General features: G+C 53.0%; 12 protein-coding genes. 6 read left to right on the plus strand and 6 right to left on the minus strand.

The genetic code is table 11. From position 1 onward, the window contains the following. The first annotated feature begins 145 nt into the window (after positions 1-145). Entirely contained in the window at positions 146-1,348 is a 1,203-nt protein-coding gene (locus HG66A1_RS04740) for a metallophosphoesterase (protein WP_145181090.1), read from the plus strand. On the opposite strand, the gene HG66A1_RS04745 is transcribed toward HG66A1_RS04740, so the two are convergent. Beyond that, complete coding sequence (locus tag HG66A1_RS04745) at positions 1,345-2,376, minus strand: endonuclease/exonuclease/phosphatase family protein (protein WP_145181091.1); 1,032 nt, start codon at positions 2,374-2,376, stop codon at positions 1,345-1,347. The genes HG66A1_RS04740 and HG66A1_RS04745 overlap by 4 nt on opposite strands. A 273-nt stretch (positions 2,377-2,649) precedes the next feature. Here HG66A1_RS04745 and HG66A1_RS04750 point away from each other — a divergent pair, with 273 nt between their 5' ends. Continuing rightward, positions 2,650-3,801 (plus strand): glycosyltransferase family 4 protein, encoded by a 1,152-nt coding sequence (locus HG66A1_RS04750; RefSeq protein ID WP_145181092.1) that lies wholly within the window; start codon positions 2,650-2,652, stop codon positions 3,799-3,801. Then, positions 3,801-4,175 (plus strand): DNA polymerase ligase N-terminal domain-containing protein, encoded by a 375-nt coding sequence (locus HG66A1_RS04755; protein ID WP_145181093.1) that lies wholly within the window; start codon positions 3,801-3,803, stop codon positions 4,173-4,175. The genes HG66A1_RS04750 and HG66A1_RS04755 overlap by 1 nt, the downstream gene beginning before the upstream one ends. 26 nt (positions 4,176-4,201) lie before the next feature. Here HG66A1_RS04755 and HG66A1_RS04760 read toward each other — a convergent pair whose 3' ends face one another. Continuing rightward, a complete protein-coding gene (locus tag HG66A1_RS04760; RefSeq protein WP_145181094.1) occupies positions 4,202-4,870 on the minus strand; it encodes a hypothetical protein in 669 nt (222 codons plus the stop codon). A 252-nt stretch (positions 4,871-5,122) separates the two neighbouring features. Between HG66A1_RS04760 and gltX the strand changes: the two genes are divergently transcribed. Together gltX and HG66A1_RS04770 are read left to right on the plus strand one after the other, a co-directional pair. Then, complete coding sequence (gene gltX, locus HG66A1_RS04765; protein ID WP_145181095.1) at positions 5,123-6,700, plus strand: glutamate--tRNA ligase; 1,578 nt, start codon at positions 5,123-5,125, stop codon at positions 6,698-6,700. A 52-nt stretch (positions 6,701-6,752) separates the two neighbouring features. Then, on the plus strand, positions 6,753-8,444 hold the full coding sequence (locus tag HG66A1_RS04770) for a glutamine--tRNA ligase/YqeY domain fusion protein (protein ID WP_145181096.1): 1,692 nt from the start codon (positions 6,753-6,755) through the stop codon (positions 8,442-8,444). Between the two features lie 97 nt (positions 8,445-8,541). Here HG66A1_RS04770 and HG66A1_RS04775 read toward each other — a convergent pair whose 3' ends face one another. Then, positions 8,542-9,693 (minus strand): hypothetical protein, encoded by a 1,152-nt coding sequence (locus HG66A1_RS04775; protein ID WP_145181097.1) that lies wholly within the window; start codon positions 9,691-9,693, stop codon positions 8,542-8,544. Positions 9,694-10,293: 600 nt separating this feature from the next. Here HG66A1_RS04775 and HG66A1_RS04780 point away from each other — a divergent pair. Beyond that, complete coding sequence (locus HG66A1_RS04780; RefSeq protein ID WP_145181098.1) at positions 10,294-13,272, plus strand: MMPL family transporter; 2,979 nt, start codon at positions 10,294-10,296, stop codon at positions 13,270-13,272. Positions 13,273-13,278: 6 nt separating this feature from the next. Here the strand turns inward: HG66A1_RS04780 and mnmA are convergent, their stop codons facing one another. From mnmA to HG66A1_RS04795, 3 genes are all read right to left on the minus strand, one after another. Beyond that, positions 13,279-14,388, minus strand: coding sequence for a tRNA 2-thiouridine(34) synthase MnmA (gene mnmA / locus HG66A1_RS04785; protein ID WP_145181099.1), 1,110 nt, complete (start codon positions 14,386-14,388; stop codon positions 13,279-13,281). Between the two features lie 194 nt (positions 14,389-14,582). Further along, entirely contained in the window at positions 14,583-15,590 is a 1,008-nt protein-coding gene (locus tag HG66A1_RS04790; protein ID WP_145181100.1) for a cation diffusion facilitator family transporter, read from the minus strand. A gap of 149 nt (positions 15,591-15,739) precedes the next feature. Beyond that, a complete protein-coding gene (locus HG66A1_RS04795; RefSeq protein WP_197996983.1) occupies positions 15,740-17,797 on the minus strand; it encodes a c-type cytochrome domain-containing protein in 2,058 nt (685 codons plus the stop codon). Positions 17,798-17,835 lie beyond the last annotated feature (38 nt).

The following is a 17,835-nucleotide window of genomic DNA, read 5'->3' on the forward strand; positions in this document are numbered from 1 at the left end:
TTTGCGGGCTCTCTATTTATGACTGGCTCTAATGCTACTGGATTGCTGTTCCGTAAGCATTTGCATTCCGGTATCGATTCTCTATGATTCGCATGCGCATTCGTATTTATTTTGGGGCCCGCATTGAGCGAACAGTGAACGCAACATGGACGTAATCACTAATGGATTGATCTTGCTGATGCTGTCGATCGGACATGCTGAGCTCTGGACTTCGGTCATCAATCGCACGCATGCGATGAAGATACACGAGGTTCATCTCAAACGCTTGCGGCACGTGCTGGAAGTGCTCATCGTCCTGTTCCCGATTGTCCTGTTTTTTACAGTGGGACTTTCAGATCCCGGTGTCTTGGGCGGAGAAGAATGGAGTCAGTTGCCTGGCTTGTGGAAGCCTATATTGATTCCCTGTGCTCTGGGGTTCGCAGGCCTGATGTATTCTGCGGTTCGCCACCAGTTCTATCGGCCACCCCGACAACAGACAGCCCAGTCATCGGAACTGATTCAGATGCGCGAGCGGTTGCAGGATGATCTGATCGGTGAGGGGCCTTATCATTACCTGGCGGGACTACCATTCAATGAAATCTTCAGTGTGGAGTTCACGCGGAAAACATTTCAGCTGCCTCGTCTGCCTCAATCGTGGGATGGTTTGAAGATCCTGCATCTCAGTGATTTGCATTATTCAGGCACATTGAAACGCGAATACTTTATCGAGCTCTGCCATATCGGCCAGGAAGCCCAACCCGATCTGATTATTTTTTCCGGCGATCTACTGGATGAAATGATCTGTCTCGACTGGCTGCAGGAGACGCTGGGGTCCCTGCAGGCACCTCTGGGTTGTTTCTTCATTCTTGGAAATCATGACTGGAATCAGGACAGTCAGCAGATTCGACAGTCATTGACGGAACTGGGCTGGGTTGATTTGACTCTCGAACCGGTGTGTTTGCAGCACGCGGGGCATTCGCTTTATATGACAGGAACCGAAGCCCCCTGGATGGGGGGATTGCCTGCTTTAAAGCGGTCCGCTGATGGAGCAGGCATCGACGTTGAGTCCGACTTTACACTGTTAGTCAGTCACACGCCTGACAATTATCACTGGGCGGCCCGCCAGGAATACGATCTGGTGCTCTCGGGGCACACACATGGGGGACAGGTTCGCATTCCGCCCCTCGGACCGATCTTTGCGCCCAGTCTGCATGGAACCCGCTATACCAGTGGAACCTTTTTTCGTGGTTCAACGCTCCTGCACGTCAGTCGCGGCGTTTCGGGCATACACCCTTTGCGCTGGTTCTGCCGCCCCGAGATCAGCCTGTTAACTCTGCAGGCACCAACGGAGCATGCTGCATCCGTTTAACGAGGCTGCATACCCTGAACACCAGCCTGACGGATTCCCCCTTTTTCGGTGACCTGGAACTCGGCCCAGACTGGAAGATGATCAGAAACCAGCAGTGCTTCTTCCTCGGTGAGTTTGAAGCGGGTTTTGAAATCATACACACCCGAAATGCCGGTGAATTCCTGCGAGCGGTGCTGGCTGAACAGGATATTGTCATACTGCTTTGACTGCCGGGTGTTGGTGGGGGTTTTCGAGACGGTCCACATCAGGTCTCCGACCCGTCCCAGTTCACCCAGGTTCTGGTCATCCACATTCAGGTCCCCCAGCAGGATCACATCGTCCTCCTGGCTGCCGTCGTTGGCCACGACCCGGTACACATCGTCGAGAACATTCAGTTCCTGGTCGGTTTCATCCGGATCGGTGTGAATGTTGATCAGTGTAAAAGTAAAAGGATTTTCACTCGAAGGACTCAAGGTCTGGAAGTGGGCCACATAGGGAGGGCGATGCAGTTTGTCATATTTATCGATCACGGTGTACGTCCATTTGTGATTCACCATGACCCGGGCGGTATCGTAGAAGTAGGCGTACTGTTCTTTGCTGATGGTTCTTCCCTGCGGCGCGCCAATGATATAAGCGTAACGCCGCTCTCCTGAATTCAGAATCGCCAGGAATTCATCCAGAAAGGAGAGATCCTTGGAGCGGATTTCCTGAACCGCCACGACATCGAATTGCTGAATGATCCGGGCCAGGATCTGGGGGACCTGGGGTTTTGACATCTTACTGACGCCAAAGACCTGAATATTGAAACTGGCAATCCGGATGGTGTCGTTCGAACGGGGCAGATCAATCTCAGTCGAGTTCCAGTCAGCCGGTGTGGAGCTGGAAGCTGTGGTCGAGATAATCTGTTTGACCCACTTTGTCAGCTGGGCGGGCTTGACGACGTCGAAGTGAAATGCACCACCGCCGAGCAGACCGATCAGCAGTAACGCCAGGCCACGTAATTTCCAGGATTTGACGAACGAAGTTTTCTTTTTGGATTTGGAAGCCATAGTACCATCCGTGGTATTGCGTATGACGGGAAATCGAAGGGAGAAAGGAGAGTGCCGTTGCGAAGCAGAGCCTCGGAGGCAGAGAGGAGCCGGAATTTAGCAGATATCGGCTATCAGGTGTAGATCAATTCTGTGTAGACTGGACTGGGAGCATAAGTGCCGCTTGCCGCAACTGAAGAGATGCGATAGTCTGCAGTGCACGCTGATTTCCATTGTCATTTTCTTACGTATCTTTCTTTCTGCCAGCACCTTAGATGAAAGGCGAATTCTGCATTGTCTCGACGGATCACCATCACGATTCCTTCGCTCAGTCTGGGCGGTGCAGAGGGGGTGGCTGCGATGATGGCCAATCATTGGGCTGCAGAGGGAGATCAGGTCACTCTGTTGACCCTCGATTCCGCAGAGACCGATACCTTTCAGCTCGCACCGGAAGTGCATCGCATTGCGCTGGGACTGATGCGTGATTCGGGAAATCTCCTGCAGGCATTAGTGAATAATCGTCAACGGGTTCAAAAACTTCGCGCTGAAATTGCCCGATCCAGGCCCGATGTGGTCATCAGCCTGACGGACCGGATGAACGTGCTGACGCTGTTGGCAGCCGGGAAAGCAGCTTATCCCGTGATTGTCTCCGAACGCTCGGACCCACGCTATCATCTGATGGGCCGCGTCTGGTCATACCTGCGTAAGAAAACATATCCTCGTGCAGCAGCCGTCGTGGTACAGACTCAGGGGGTGGCCGACTTTTGTCGCTCCTGGCTCCCTTCAACCCGTATTGAAGTCATTCCAAACGCAGTGCCTGCGCCACGCTCGTCAGGAATTCCCGTGGTGACGGAAGAGATTGTCAAAGCGCGGCCAGCCTCACATGTGGTACTGGGCATGGGCCGGCTCTCTCATGAAAAAGGCTTTGATATGTTGATTGATGCCTTTTCCAATCTGGCAGATGATTTTCCGGATTGGAAATTACGCATTCTGGGAGAAGGTCCCCTGCGTGAGACGCTGCAAGCCACGATTGATCAGCGGGGTCTGCAGGAGCAGATCGAACTGCCCGGCTGGGTGGCCGATCCCGAACTGGCCCTCGATCAGGGGGATCTGTTCGTGCTCCCCTCCCGTTACGAAGGTTTTCCCAATGCACTCTTGCAGGCAATGTCGCGCGGGTTACCCTGCATCGGATTTGACTGTCAGGGAAGTCTGGCTGATCTTTCCATGCGTGAACTAAAAGCGTTACTTCTACCTACGAAAAATCAACGTGAATTGACTTCCATTCACGCGCTCGAAGATCTGATGAGATCGCTCATGGCGGATGAAAAATCGCTAAAAGAGCTTGCTCTTATGAGTCTTCAGGCAAGCGAGAAGTTTTCCATCCCCCGCTATTTTGCATCGTGGGATCAGCTAATCAAAGAGTCTCTGACCGGAAGAGATAAATAATGCAGCAGTACGTGATTCTGAGACACGATCATCCCGAATTGCACTGGGATCTGATGCTGGAAGAAGGGGATGTGCTCAAAACCTGGCGTCTCCCCCAGCCGCCGGAGATTGACCCGGCTTCGGATGAAACCTCACTCGATTTGACAGCAGAGGCGTTGCCCGATCATCGACTGGTTTATCTGGAATACGAGGGACCCGTCAGTGGAGACCGCGGGGAGGTCAGCCGCTGGGACCGGGGAACTTTCACTCTGCTGGAACGGAGCGAAGATCAACTGGTGGCTCTGCTCACCGGTGAGGAACTGGCAGGACGGCTCACTCTGAAAAAACAGGATTCAGAAAACAGGTGGAGTCTGAACTATACCGCTTTTTTTTGATCGCGATGCAGTAACGGCTCACACGCTCATTGCTTCTGTACGTCGTTTGCTTTACCGGCGATTTGAAACAACCCCGGTTCGACCTTGAGAACCGTCAGGTCGGGGAGATCGGAATCCTGTCGGTCCAGATGTACGATCAAAACGTCATGCTCATTCATCTGGCTCCATTCAATCTGCCAGCCTTCGGCACGGGCTTCCTGAATCAGTTTGGTAATCGCTTCATCAATGGGGATTGGCAGCAGACCCGCCCGGGCCTGCTCCAGTTCGAGTACCAGACGATTTTCTTTCATTAGCCAGGGTTTGAATTTGAGGCTGATAATTCCAGACCATTTTTTTAAGGTCAGATGGAAGCCAACGATGACCTGGTCCTGTTCGAAGTGGACCCGTGGATCGGTGATGCCTTCCGGCACCCATTCGTTGTATTTCTGATGCAGTTCTTCAGCCAGCCAGGCGTTGACTTCCTGTTCGCTGAACTCCTGCGACCAGAGTGGTTCCTGGTTGCGGACGTCATTCACGATTTGCATCGAGTGCTGGACAAAATCCTTGGCTTCCTGCTGCCGGATTTCCGGGGCCACCTGTTGCTGAAGAGCCGCCTGGTAGAACTCCGGTACCTGGGCAGAAGACCAATACAGGCCCCCGGCGGTCCCACCCAGGATCAGCAGCAGCAATAAAAGGAAGAGCAGAAAGCGTTTCATGCAGAAATGCTAGGTCGCCGGGGAAGTACCGTCAAGACCGTTCAAGGAACCCGGAATCACCAGAAAACGTGAAATTGCGCTAAGTTGACTCTTCGAATATACTTGTCGAATGCATGTGGGTGTTTTATGATCAGCCGGACCCAGTCAGGACTGTTACCTGCCATCTTCCGGCTGTGTCCTTGTCCAGCAGCGGGAACGCTGGAATTCCCGTCGGTCACCCCGTCAGTTTGATAGAGAAATAAGAGCCCGTTTATGAGTACCGTACGAACCCGTTTTGCACCCAGTCCCACCGGTTATATGCACATTGGTGGGATGCGTACGGCCCTGTTCAACTGGCTCTGGGCCCGGCATAACGGCGGTCAGTTTATTCTACGAATTGACGATACCGACCAGGAGCGCAACATCGCAGCCGCGCTGGATCCGATTCTGCAGGCGTTCAAGTGGCTGGGCCTCAACTGGGATGAAGGTCCGGAAGTCGGTGGTGACTTTGGTCCTTACTTCCAGTCCGAGCGAAATGATCTGTATCGGGCTGCCGTCGATCAGTTACTGGCTGACGGAAAGGCTTACTATTGTTACGACACTCCTGAGCAGATTCAGGCCGATCGGGAAGCCGCACAGAGTGAAAAACGCAACTATCTGAATATCCGCAGATCACTGGAACTGACAGCCAGCCAGAAGGAACAGTTCGCCGCTGAAGGGCGTCCTGCCGTTGTACGTCTGCTGGTTCCCCGGGATCAGAAAATCCAGATTGATGATGCAGTTCGCGGACATGTCGAATTCGACGCCGGTCTGATGCCCGACCCGGTCATACTGCGAGCCAATGGTACGCCCCTGTATAACCTGGCAACGGTGGTCGATGATGCCCAGATGCAGATCACACATGTGATTCGCGCCGAGGAGCATCTCTCCAACACGCCGGTGCAGGTGCTGATTTATCAGGCGCTGGGTTATGAACTGCCTCAGTTCGCACACATTCCGTTCGTAGCGGCGCCTGGTGGAAAAGAGAAACTCAGCAAACGCAAACTGGACAAATATCGTAAGAGTCCCCAGTTCAAAAAGATGTTCGACAAAGCAGACTCGGTCTTTCCCCGCATCGGTCTGGCTAATGCGGAAGGGCTGGATCCCGTCATGGTCGAGTATTACGAAAAGATCGGCTACCTGCCGGAAGCAATCCTGAACGCGCTGGCCCGACTCGGCTGGTCTTTGGATGATAAAACAGAAATCATGTCTCTCGATACGATTGTAGAGAACTTCACATTGGACCGGGTGGTCAAGGCGGCAGCGGGACTCGATCCGGATAAGCTGCTCAGCTTTCAGTCACACTGGATGAATCAGCTGTCGCTGGATGAAAAGGTTGCGATGTGCAGTCCCTACCTGGTGAAAGCCGGGCTGGTACAGGATGCGGACGACGAGACAACAAAACAAAAAATTGGTCAGGTCATTGCCGGTATGGAAGACCGCCTCAAAATTGCCAGCGATATTCTGGATTTCGATGAGTTCTTTGTCGCCGACGATCAAATGGAGTACGATTCCAAAGCGTTCAAGAAACGGATTCAGAATTCGGATCAGGCGGTCGAACTGCTGGGGAAAATCAAAAACCAGCTCGCAGCAGCGGAAGACTTCAATGCGGATGGTCTGGATAAGCTGCTGCACGATTTTGTGGAAGCGGAAGGGATCGGCATGGGGCAGATTATTCACGCCCTGCGGGTCGCCGTCAGTGGAAAAGCAACCGGGATCGGCATGTTTGACTGCCTGTCGATTCTCGGAAAAGAGAGTTGTGTCAGACGCATCGACCGGGCGATGGCGCTCGCTCAGAGTGACGAAAACTGAAAATAGTAACAGGCTGGTCCTGTGATTGATGCAATCATTTAAGGAGTAGGGGATGTCAACTCCCGAAGAAAAAACGCCAACGGATTTTATTCGTACGATCATTCAGGAAGATAACAAATCGGGCAAGCACGATGGTCGCGTCCATACGCGATTCCCCCCCGAGCCGAACGGCTACCTGCACATTGGTCATGCCAAGTCGATTTGTCTTAACTTCGGTATCGCCAATGAAAACCCGGGCGGTAAATGTAACCTGCGGTTTGATGATACGAACCCTGAGAAAGAGGATGTGGAATACGTCGACTCGATCAAGGAAGACGTGCGCTGGCTCGGCTTCGACTGGGACGATCGCGAATTTTACGCCTCTGATTACTTCGATCAGCTTTATGATTTTGCAGTCACCCTGATCAAGAAGGGGAAGGCCTACGCCTGTGATCTGCCCGCAGATAAGATGCGCGAATATCGCGGAACCGCGACCGAGCCCGGCAAACCCAGTCCTGGACGTTCCCGCTCCGTTGAAGAAAACCTGGATCTGTTCGAACGGATGAAGAATGGCGAGTTCAAAGAAGGCGAGTATGTGCTCCGTGCGAAAATTGATCTCGCTTCGCCTAACTTCCACATGCGGGACCCCGTGATTTACCGGGTTCGTCATGTGCACCATCATCGGACCGGGGATAAATGGTGTATTTATCCGATGTATGACTATACGCACTGTATCTCGGATTCAATCGAAAAAATCACACATTCAATCTGCACGCTCGAGTTCGAAGATCACCGTCCGCTCTATGACTGGATCCTGGATGAACTGGAAGTCTTTCATCCACAGCAGATCGAGTTCGCCCGCCTCAACATGACCTATACCGTGATGAGCAAACGCAAACTGCTCGAACTGGTACAGGGCAAATACGTTTCCGGATGGGATGACCCCCGGATGCCCACCATTTGCGGGATGCGGCGTCGCGGCGTCACCCCAGAAGCGTTGCGTGAGTTCTGTAAAACAATCGGGGTAACCAAGTACAACTCGATGACCGATAAGGTTGTTCTGGAAAACTGCATGCGGGATCACCTGAATCAGGTCGCCCCCCGTGTGATGGGAGTTTTGAAACCTTTGCGCGTTGTGATCGACAATTATCCGGATGATACGTCCGAAGAACTGGATGCGATCAACAATCCGAATGATGAATCAGCGGGAACCCGCAAAGTACCGTTCTCGAAGGTGATTTACATCGAGCGTGACGACTTCATGGAAGACCCGCCGAAGAAGTTCTTCCGCCTGTCACCGGGTAAAGAGGTTCGCCTGCGATACGCCTACTTTGTGACCTGCACTGATGTCATCAAAGATGACGATGGTGAAGTGGTTGAACTTCGTTGTACCTACGATCCGGCAACCAGAGGCGGTGATGCTCCTGACGGCCGGAAAGTCAAAGCGACGATTCACTGGGTCTCAGAAGCGCATGCCCTGGATGCAGAAGTCAGACTGTATGACCACCTGTTCGATCAGCCCGATCCGGAAGATCTGCCCGAAGGAGTCGACTACAAGTCGAACCTGAATCCCCGCTCTTTACAGGTTCTGTCAGGTTGCAAGCTCGAACCAGGGCTGAAAGAAGCAGAACCGGGCAGTCGTTTCCAGTTTGAACGGCTGGGTTATTTCTGTGTCGATACAAAAGATTCAGCGCCCGGAAAACCGGTCTTCAATCGTACCGTCACTCTGCGTGATACGTGGGCTAAAGTCGGGAAACAGCAGTAAGCGAACTTCTTTGGGGCGCATAAAAAAACACTCGTCGAACGAAGTTCGACGAGTGAGCCCATGCACTTCAAAGTGCTCATGTCTTTCCAACTTTGAGTTAGGGTGTCCGCTGTGCGACAGAGATGTCGCTGCCTGGTGCTACAGGAGCTGTCTGCACCGGACGAGCGACCCGGCGGGTCCAGCCGCTGGCACGCACGATCGAAGGCAGTGGTCTGTCGGAAGTATCAGGTTCATAACCAGCCCGGCGTGTGGGGGGGAATGCCGGGGCGGTAGATTCCTGTGGTACCTGGTAAGAAGAGCGACGTAAGGACGAATCGTTGTCCAGGCTCGACCGGCGAGGATCGGAAGCAGGATCACGCTCGTACTTGTCTCCGTTTGCTTTGAACGAATCATCGTACTTCTTTTTGTTCTCGGCAGAACGTTGGTGAATTGTCTGAGGTGCTTCTGCAGACATGTAAGGATCGGCACTGGGCAGCAGTGCGGTCGCAGTGCCACCAAATCCATCACTGGATGGATAGACATAAGCCGTCCGAGTGGTTGGGATGGATCGCATTACGGTTACTGGTTTCATTGCAGTTACAGTGGTTTTCACGTAGCGAGTAGAGTTCACAGCGACTTTCCGGGTCGTTGTGTAAGGCACCATTCGAGCGACGTTATAAGTCACTTTGCGAGTCTGCTGTACGGCAACCTGACGGGTAACCGGTACATTTTGAGTCACGACGTTCGGTACGTAGTGACGGGTGGTTCGATATTGGGGTGTGAATGCCATTCGCATGGAATACCCGGTACGGTTCATCCAGCCCATGAGGTTGGGGCGGTTGTCGTACTCGCAGGGAGCGACTTTGGGGATACACTGACGCTGAGTCACCCAGCGACCCATGTCTTTTTGGACCTGCTGGCACTCAGTGACATTCTGATAAGACGTGTAAGGTACGTCGACCGTCCGAGGTTCCAGAACCTGGCGATAGGCGGTGACCTGTTGATCCACGTACTTGGTTTCCACCACAGGTTTCATTACGGTCTGCTGAACAGGCCGATACTCTGTGACCGGAACCTGACGGTAGGTGGTCTGGGTCACCGGGATCGGACACTGGACCACAGGCTGTGGACAGCAGTTCTGAACCACCGGCGGCGGTGCACAAGAATTACAATTGTTGAAAGGCAGCCATTGCGCCTGGGCGGAACCAGCGGCCATCGAGAACAATGTAACTCCCACAACGGGAATTGAACGAATAACGCGTTTTAACATGAGCTTGTCCTACAAAGAGAGTCTTTGAGAGGGGTATTGGAAAGAGTCATTGAAGTGAACAACGTCTGACAGCCAAGGCGAGCCGCCAGAACATTGCGATGGGGCAGGTTTTTTATGAAAAATCGAAAATGGGGTCAAGTGGGATTCAGCAAAATGCCGATAAGCCTGCTCCCCAGATTCAAGAGACCGCAGCTAATTCACCATTTTAATTAGACTTGCGCTTTTTGTTTCTTTTTCTGGGTTTCCAGATCTTGTGAAAAAATCAGCCGGGAAGCCTCGGATTCGCCGAGAATGTTGATCTTTGAAAGACCAGATTGCCGATGAACTTCCTGTTATCGGGCAAAATATCGTGTTCAAACCGGGAGGTCCCTCCCTGATCCACATTATTGCGACCCGAAATCCTGATGGGATTAAAGTTTGGTTATCTATTAACTTACAACCTCAAATCAGGATATATTCAGGTTGTCGGCAATACGGAGATTGCTGTAAAATCGATAGCTTCATAATACGATCAACGCTCTCAATTAATCGATCCCTTCACTTCTGCCCGGTTGTTTAGATCGAACGAGAGATCGACTTAAGTGCACACGGAAGTGTTCTGTGGATAATCTCTCCCCTGAAAATCAGGAACGCTCATTCCTCGGCGAGGCGCTGGCTGCGACAACCCAGTTTGTGGTGACGCACGCCCGGCTCAGTCTGGCTTTGGCCCTGGTTGTGTCAGTCGGCTGTATCCTGCTGACCGTCTTCAGGTTGGAATTTAAAACCGACCGGGCTGATCTGATCGATCCGACGGCAGCCTTCCATCAGAAATGGATGAATTACACCGAGAGTTTCGGCAGTTCATCGGATCTGGTCTGTGTCGTCGAAGCAGAGAATCCCGAATCGATTAAATTTGTCCTGCGGACGCTGGGGCAGCGAATCGAGCAGCATCCTGAACTGTTTGAGAATCCGCTCTATCAGATTAACCCAGGCGATTTACCTTCTAAAGGACTGCAATATTTAACACCGCGACAGCTGCAGGCTGGTCTGAATCGGCTGGATGAATACGGTCCGATTTACCGCAATGGGCGCTGGGATCTGACCCAGGTCGATCTGCTGTATGATCGCCTGCGTTACCAGATCCAATCCCGGTCTGCCAGCTATCGAGGCACCGAACGCGATCAGTCCCTTGAGCCTCTGTTTACCCACGCTGCGATTCTGACATCCAGCATGGCACGCTACCTGTCAGACCAGAATGACTTTCAGTCTCCCTGGCCTTCGATTGTCGCTGTGAACGAACGGATGCGCGAACGGTCCCGTGAAATCATTTACCTGTTGAATGAATCCGGCACGATGGGCTTTCTCAAGGTCTTTCCTGTGCATAAGGAAGCAGGCTTTGACGGCGCCACGCAGGCTATCGAACAGATGCGGACCATTATCGGCGAAGTCGCTGCTGAGAATCCGGAAGCCAAAATCAGTCTGACTGGAATTCCGGTTCTGGAAAATGACGAAATGCGTAAGTCGCAGTCCGATATGATCAATGCATCGATCATTTCCTGTTTCGGCGTGGGACTGCTGCTGTTTTTCGGTTTTCGTGGTATCCGTCATCCCCTGCTGACTCTGCTCATGCTGGCAGCAGGGATGGCCTGGGCCTTCGGTTATACGACGCTCACCATCGGTCATCTGAATATTCTCTCGGTTTCCTTTGCCGTGATTCTGATCGGGCTGGGGATCGATTTTGGTATCCATTACCTCGCCCGCTATATTGAATTGCGACATAAAGGGGAAGATCTGGAACCGGCTCTGCTCAAAACATCGCGCACAGTGGGGACCGGGATTGTGGCTGCTGCTGTGACGACCGCTCTGGCCTTCTACTGTGCCGGACTGACTCCCTTCCTGGGAATCGCGGAACTCGGTTTCATTGGCGGTGGTGGAATTATCTTATGTGCTATCGCCACCTTCCTGGTGCTGCCGGCACTGCTTTCACAGGCAGATAAAAATGTAGAAGTCAAACAGATGCCCACTCCCTTCCAGGGAAAGTGGTTACAGAAAATGATTACGCGGTTTCCCCGCATGGTAGCGTTAAGCTCCCTGGCCCTGGTGGCATTCTGTGCCAGCCAGCTGGTTCAAAAATCGGATCAGGGATGGGAATCGCGTGTTGTTTATGACTACAACCTGTTGAACCTGCAGGCAGCGGGACTGGAGTCTGTCGAAGTCCAGAAGCGGATTTTCAATGATGCTCAGAACTCGCTGCTCTTCGCGGTCTCCGTAGCGAATAGTCCGGAAGAGGCTCGAGAGCTGCGTAAGAAGTTCGAGGCTCTGCCCTCCGTGCATCATGTGGAGGAACTGGCCTCACGCGTCCCTGCACATTCTTCGCAGGAAACCAATCTACTGGTGCAGTCGTATCGGGCACAGCTGTCACGACTGCCAAATAATGTGCCTCCCGTGAATCGTCTCAATCCTTCGACGATCGGACGGAAACTCGAACAGTTTTATGTGTTACTCTCAAACTACCAGAGTCCAACAGCGCAGCAGACTGCCCGCATGCTGGATCAGTTTCTCAACCGCTTTGAATCTTTGACGCTAGCCCAGCAGTCCCGCTTCCTGGATGAATTTCAGTACCGGACTACTGCGTCACTGCTCGGTCAGTTCCGCGCCATCCGTGGTGCTTCCGATTCTTCGCCGGTCCGTTTTTCCGATCTACCCCGTTCGTTGACTTCACGCTTCGTGAGTCCCGAAGGAAAATGGCTGATCCAGATTTATCCCCGCGATCACATTTGGGAAATCGAACCGCTGGAGGAGTTTGTTAAAGAGGTACGCTCTGTCGATCCGGATGTGACGGGAACCCCGCTGCAGAATTACGAAGCGGCTCAACAGATCAAAGTCAGTTATAAGACCGCTTCGATTTACGCTCTGGCAGTCATCTGTGTCGTTTTACTGATCGATTATCTGAGCCGTCGTCATGCAACAATGGCGCTGGTGCCTCCGGCGATTCTGGCTCTCTGTACCTGGTTCATTCTCTATAACCGTGGGACGCCGGTCAGTGTTGAAGCTGCCATCGGCATGTTTCTGATTATGTGCTTCAGTGTGGCCTTTGTGCTGGAACGCAGCAGTGTGCTGCATATGCTGTTGACCATGATTCCCCCGGTCGTCGGTGGCCTGGTCATGTTCGGGATTCTGGCGATGACTTCAATCGACCTGAATCCGGCCAACCTGATCGTGCTGCCCCTGATTCTCGGCATCGGCGTCGATGACGGCGTGCACGTGGTCCATGATTTCCGGATGAAACAGGGGCCCTATAAAACATCTCCCAGTACGATCAACGCAATTGTGATGACCTCACTGACTTCGATGATCGGTTTCGGCAGTATGATGGTGGCCACGCACCGTGGGCTTTACAGCGTCGGTCTGGTATTGGTGATTGGTGTAGGCTGCTGTCTGTTCATTTCACTGGTAACCCTACCGGCCCTGCTGACCTGGATTTCCAATCGGGAAGAAGCCGCTGATTCAGTCAGCATGGAAGATTCCGACGAACATTCCAGCAGCCGGAAGAAAAAGCGGCAGAACCGTGAGCGGATGGAAGCGGAAGCCGCTGCCTGATCCGGGTTACATGATCCAGCCGCCACCAATCACGCGGTCTGCATCATACAGCACAACCGCCTGACCCGGGGCGACACCGTATTCCGGGTTATCGAAGGTGACCCGAAACCGTTCTTCATCCAGAATCTGTACCGTGCATTCAGCTTCTTTATGCTGATAACGAATCTGGGCCTGACAGCGGAGCTCGGAACCGGGACTGTCAATCAGCCAGTTACTGCGATTGGCTTCCAATGATTTCCGAGCCAGGTCGTCGCGCGTACCGATTACGACTCGTTTTGTCTCAGGCTCGATTTTGATGACATAACGGGGCGAACCAAAGGCGACGCCCAATCGCTTCCGCTGACCAATGGTATAATTTTCATAGCCGGTATGCTGGCCGACGACGTTCCCCGCGGTGTCAACCATTTCGCCTGCCGTTTCCTGCTTGCCACGGTACCGGTTCAGGAAGCCGAAATAATCGTTGTCGGGAATGAAACAAATTTCCTGACTGTCAGGCTTATTGGCTGTCCTCAAGCCCGCTTCACCTGCCATCTCCCGGATTTCCGGTTTGACGAAGCCACCTACGGGAAAGATGATTTTGTCGAGCAGATCACGATTGATACCGAACAGAACGTAGGACTGGTCCTTAGAGCGGTCAAGACCGCGCACCAGGGCCGGATGTTCTTCTCCCGGGACAGACTTCAACTGTGCATAATGCCCGGTCGAAATGTAGGAAGCGCCCACTGATTCTGCGAATTCCCAGAGTTTGCCAAACTTGAGCCAGTTGTTGCACATTACACATGGATTGGGAGTGCGGCCGGCCAGGTATTCATCAGCGAAGTAATCTTTGATGCGCCCAAACGCATCTTTGAAGTTCAGCGCATGAAACGGAATGTCGAGCATATCAGCTACCCGGCGGGCATCTGCAGCATCACTGGCGGAACAGCAGCCCTGCTTGTGTGCTTTCGTGTTCAGAACGGGAAGACTATGGGGATCCTCGATCGCGCAGGCCGTCTCTTCGGTGGCACCGGACCGCATGAACAGACCGATCACCTCATAACCCTGTTCCAGTAAAAGATGGGCGGCTGCGGAGCTGTCAACTCCACCACTCATCGCCAGGACAACACGCTCAGACATCAATCAATACTCAAACAAAAATTCAGACGAAAAAAGGGGTAACACTGACCTATTATAGGCGCCTCTGAAACTGATCACAGGCTTGGGACTCAGGCCGAGGGATGAAATCGCCCGAAAACGGAGGTTTTTCTTCTTCGCTGCCGACAAAACGCGATTTACTGGCTTCGTTCCGTCACGAACGGGAGGCGGGCTGCTTAATTGGCTTCCAGATCGAGGTGTTTGGCCTCAGGGACCTGTCGCTGGATTTCCGCTTCGATCTTATCGATTTCCTCAGCCAGGGTATCGAGGATATCCCGTGTATACTTCTGACAAAACTCCTCGAAGTCCTGTTCGCTCTGAATTTGAGGATAGGCGGCAAGTGCTTTCTTTTTCAGACGTTTCGACAATTCTTCGGGATCAAAACTCAGGTCGACCTTAATGCGGTAGTTATCGATTGAGAGGATTCTGGATCGCAGGTCCAGCACATCGTCAATCAGCGGATTGTTCTTCAGGATGCGTTGTACCTGTTCTCTCGTCTCTGGTGGGATACTGGGACCGACCAGCAGTTCCTGGTTCCGGATAATCAACCAGACGGCAATCCCTCCCAGCAGAACACCAATTCCGATAGAGCCGATGGCATCCCAGTAGGGGGATCCGGTCATCTTGGCAAGCAGGATTGAAATCAGTGCGATCATCACCCCCAGGCAGGCAGCACCATCTTCGAGAATGACGGCGACGGAGGCCGGGTCTGCTTCCTTGCGCAGGTACTGATGAAACGCCTTTTTCTCCTTCTGAGCGTTTTTCCATTCCGTCTTGAGTGCGAGAAAGAAAACGACACCGTCGATGACCAGGGCAAACAGAAGCGCCGCGATGGCCCATTTCATTTCGCCAAAGTCGAGTTCTGGTGGATGAAACAGCGACTGCACACCGTGGTACACCGTCACGCCACAGCCCAGGAAAAAAATCCCGACTGCGGAAATCAATGCCCAGACATACCGTTCACCCGCGTAGCCATACTCATAACGACGGTCTGGCATCCGGTCAGCACGAACCAGACCGATGAGCAGCAGTAACTGATTCAGAAAGTCAGCCACTGAGTGAATTGTCTCGGACAGCATGGCTCCCGAACCGGTGATCAGAAACGTTGTTCCTTTGGCAATCGTGATCAGTGCGTTTCCTGTCAGGGCGGCTATAACCGCGAATCGGGAATTACTTTGAGCCATACCGGGATGCTCCTCGTGTTCTGCTGGAAGTTCAGTCACTATGTTATCGACTGACCAAAATAACAGAAGCTGTGAGGGAGTTCCAATCGGACTGACGTAAAAAAAGCCCTTCAACCTCTGGATTGAAGGGCTGGGATCAAATCCGGATTTTACTTGGCAGCACTGGCCTGGGCGTTATTGAGTTTCTTGGAGAACTCGATTTCTGCCTGCCAGTGTTTGACTTCATTCTGAGCAGCAGCCAAAGCACTGGCAGCGGAGTTCGCTGCATTCTGAGAAGCGGTCGCTTTATCAGTCGCCGGTTTCAATGAATTCTGCAGGGCGACTACTTTGGCTTTGGCCGCATTCAGCGCATCTGTTGTCTGTTTGATTTGCGGCGTGTACTGAGCAACCTTCTGCTGATTATCTTTGACAGCTGCCTGGTGCGTAGCCAGCGTTTTCTGCTCGGCTGCGATGGCTGCGGTGCGATTATCGACGGCCGCTTTCAATTTGGCAGCAGCTTCGGCAAGCTCTTTGTCGCCAGCAGCCTGTTTGCTCACAGCATCAGCCTTTGCATGTGCTTCCTTGATAGCCGGCAGTGGTTTTCCAATTTCGGTAATCTTGTTTGTGGAAGCAGTCGCACCGGCCTGTGCACCTGCCAGAGCTTTCTGGGCGGCTGCCAGATTGCCATTCAGGCTGTTTAACTGATTCTGCAGATCGGTCTGCTGTTTTTGAGAAGCAGCGATGTCTGCATTAATCTTAGTCACTGCAGCCTGGTCTGCCTGGGCGGCCGCTGCCAGCTTCTGATGATTGGCTTGCGCTGCACTGAGGCTGGCTGTGGCTTTCGACAGTCGCTCGGATAAGGGAAGAGGATTGGCTGTCAATTCACCAATTTCTTTTCCATCGGCAGCGTTCCAGACTTTGATCTTACCAGTCCAGTCAGAAGAGATGACCTGGTTGGTTTCATCACAGATCGTGACACAGACGCCGATATCTCCGAAAGCGGGGAAGGCACGCAGCTGCTTTCCGGCCTGATCCCAGAGTTTGGTTACTTTATCTCGGCCGGTGGTAACCAGACGTCCGTCGCGGGCGAATTCCACACTGGAAGTTCCGCCACCATGGGCGTTCCAGGATTTAATGTTATTCCCGTTTTGAACTTCCCAGAGTTTGACGGACTGATCTTCACTACTGGTGGCGACCAGGTTGGAGTCGGATCGCCAGGTGATCCCGGTGATTCCACCTTTATGTCCCTTGAGTGTCAGATATTCATTTCCCGTAGCTGCTTCCCAGACGAACGCGCCACCGTTCCGGTCTCCGGAACAGAGCAGGACGGAATCGGGGCTGAAGGCCAGCGAGGTCATCCAGTCGGTGTGTTTACGGATTTCGTAAGCGAGTTCACCTGTGCTGGTGGAATAAACGCGAATGACTTTGCTGGGGCTGCCCAGGGCGATAAAACGCTGATCGGAGCTGATGTCAGCACAGAGCACAGCGTCCAGTTCGTCGCCTACTTCAAAGAGACGCTTTCCGGTTTTGACATCCCAGACCACAACGCGGCCACTGGCAGCAGCATGTCCGCCGCCGGCCAGTAAGAGACTGCCGTTCCGGCTGAATTTCAGGACATGAGGTACGCCTTCGGGGAAGGGGAGTACCCCCAGAAGTTCCAGGGTTTTGGTGTTATAGAGCAGAACCTGTTTCTGACCGGCAACAGCGGCCAGGGGGGACCAGGGGTTGGTGGCCATAGCCGTGATGGCGGTAGGCAGGCTGCTGTGCACGACCGGGTCCAGGTTCAAGTGTGGCGGCATGGGAGGCGGTCCATCCGGTTTTCCGGAAGATGCACCCTGCAATGAAAAATCAAACTTTGGTTTCTTGATGCTGACCTTACTCCCGGCGTTTTCCGGAGCACCGATGTTGATCCATTCCTGAATCAATGCCAGCTCTTTATCGGGAAGCTTGTCCGATTTGGGAGGCATGAAGGGTTCGGAATCGTGGGTGACCAGCATATACAGGTAACTGCCTTCGGCATCGCCGGGCGCAATTGATTCACCTGCGGCACCACCCTGCATCAGACCGGTGTAGTTGGTCAGGTCCAGGCCGGAAGCTTTCTTGTCGGTATTATGACAGGCAAAACACTTCGCCCGAAAAATCGGTTTGATGTGTTCGTCATAGGTGACTTTCGGCTTCTTGTCCTTGTCATCCTTCTTTTTGTCTTCCGCAGACAGGGGAGATGACATCAGGGAGACAGTCAATCCAGCTGCAAGCAGAGTGTTAC

The organism is Gimesia chilikensis (genome assembly GCF_007744075.1).
GTDB lineage: Bacteria > Planctomycetota > Planctomycetia > Planctomycetales > Planctomycetaceae > Gimesia > Gimesia chilikensis_A.

Coding starts and splice junctions, on each gene's coding strand:
- HG66A1_RS04795 (WP_197996983.1), bottom strand. CDS start 17,797: ATGTCATCTCCCCTGTCTGCGGAAGACAAAAAGAAGGATGACAAGGAC.
- HG66A1_RS04770 (WP_145181096.1), top strand. CDS start 6,753: ATGTCAACTCCCGAAGAAAAAACGCCAACGGATTTTATTCGTACGATC.
- HG66A1_RS04745 (WP_145181091.1), bottom strand. CDS start 2,376: ATGGCTTCCAAATCCAAAAAGAAAACTTCGTTCGTCAAATCCTGGAAA.
- HG66A1_RS04740 (WP_145181090.1), top strand. CDS start 146: ATGGACGTAATCACTAATGGATTGATCTTGCTGATGCTGTCGATCGGA.
- HG66A1_RS04775 (WP_145181097.1), bottom strand. CDS start 9,693: ATGTTAAAACGCGTTATTCGTTCAATTCCCGTTGTGGGAGTTACATTG.
- gltX (WP_145181095.1), top strand. CDS start 5,123: ATGAGTACCGTACGAACCCGTTTTGCACCCAGTCCCACCGGTTATATG.
- HG66A1_RS04755 (WP_145181093.1), top strand. CDS start 3,801: ATGCAGCAGTACGTGATTCTGAGACACGATCATCCCGAATTGCACTGG.
- mnmA (WP_145181099.1), bottom strand. CDS start 14,388: ATGTCTGAGCGTGTTGTCCTGGCGATGAGTGGTGGAGTTGACAGCTCC.
- HG66A1_RS04790 (WP_145181100.1), bottom strand. CDS start 15,590: ATGGCTCAAAGTAATTCCCGATTCGCGGTTATAGCCGCCCTGACAGGA.
- HG66A1_RS04760 (WP_145181094.1), bottom strand. CDS start 4,870: ATGAAACGCTTTCTGCTCTTCCTTTTATTGCTGCTGCTGATCCTGGGT.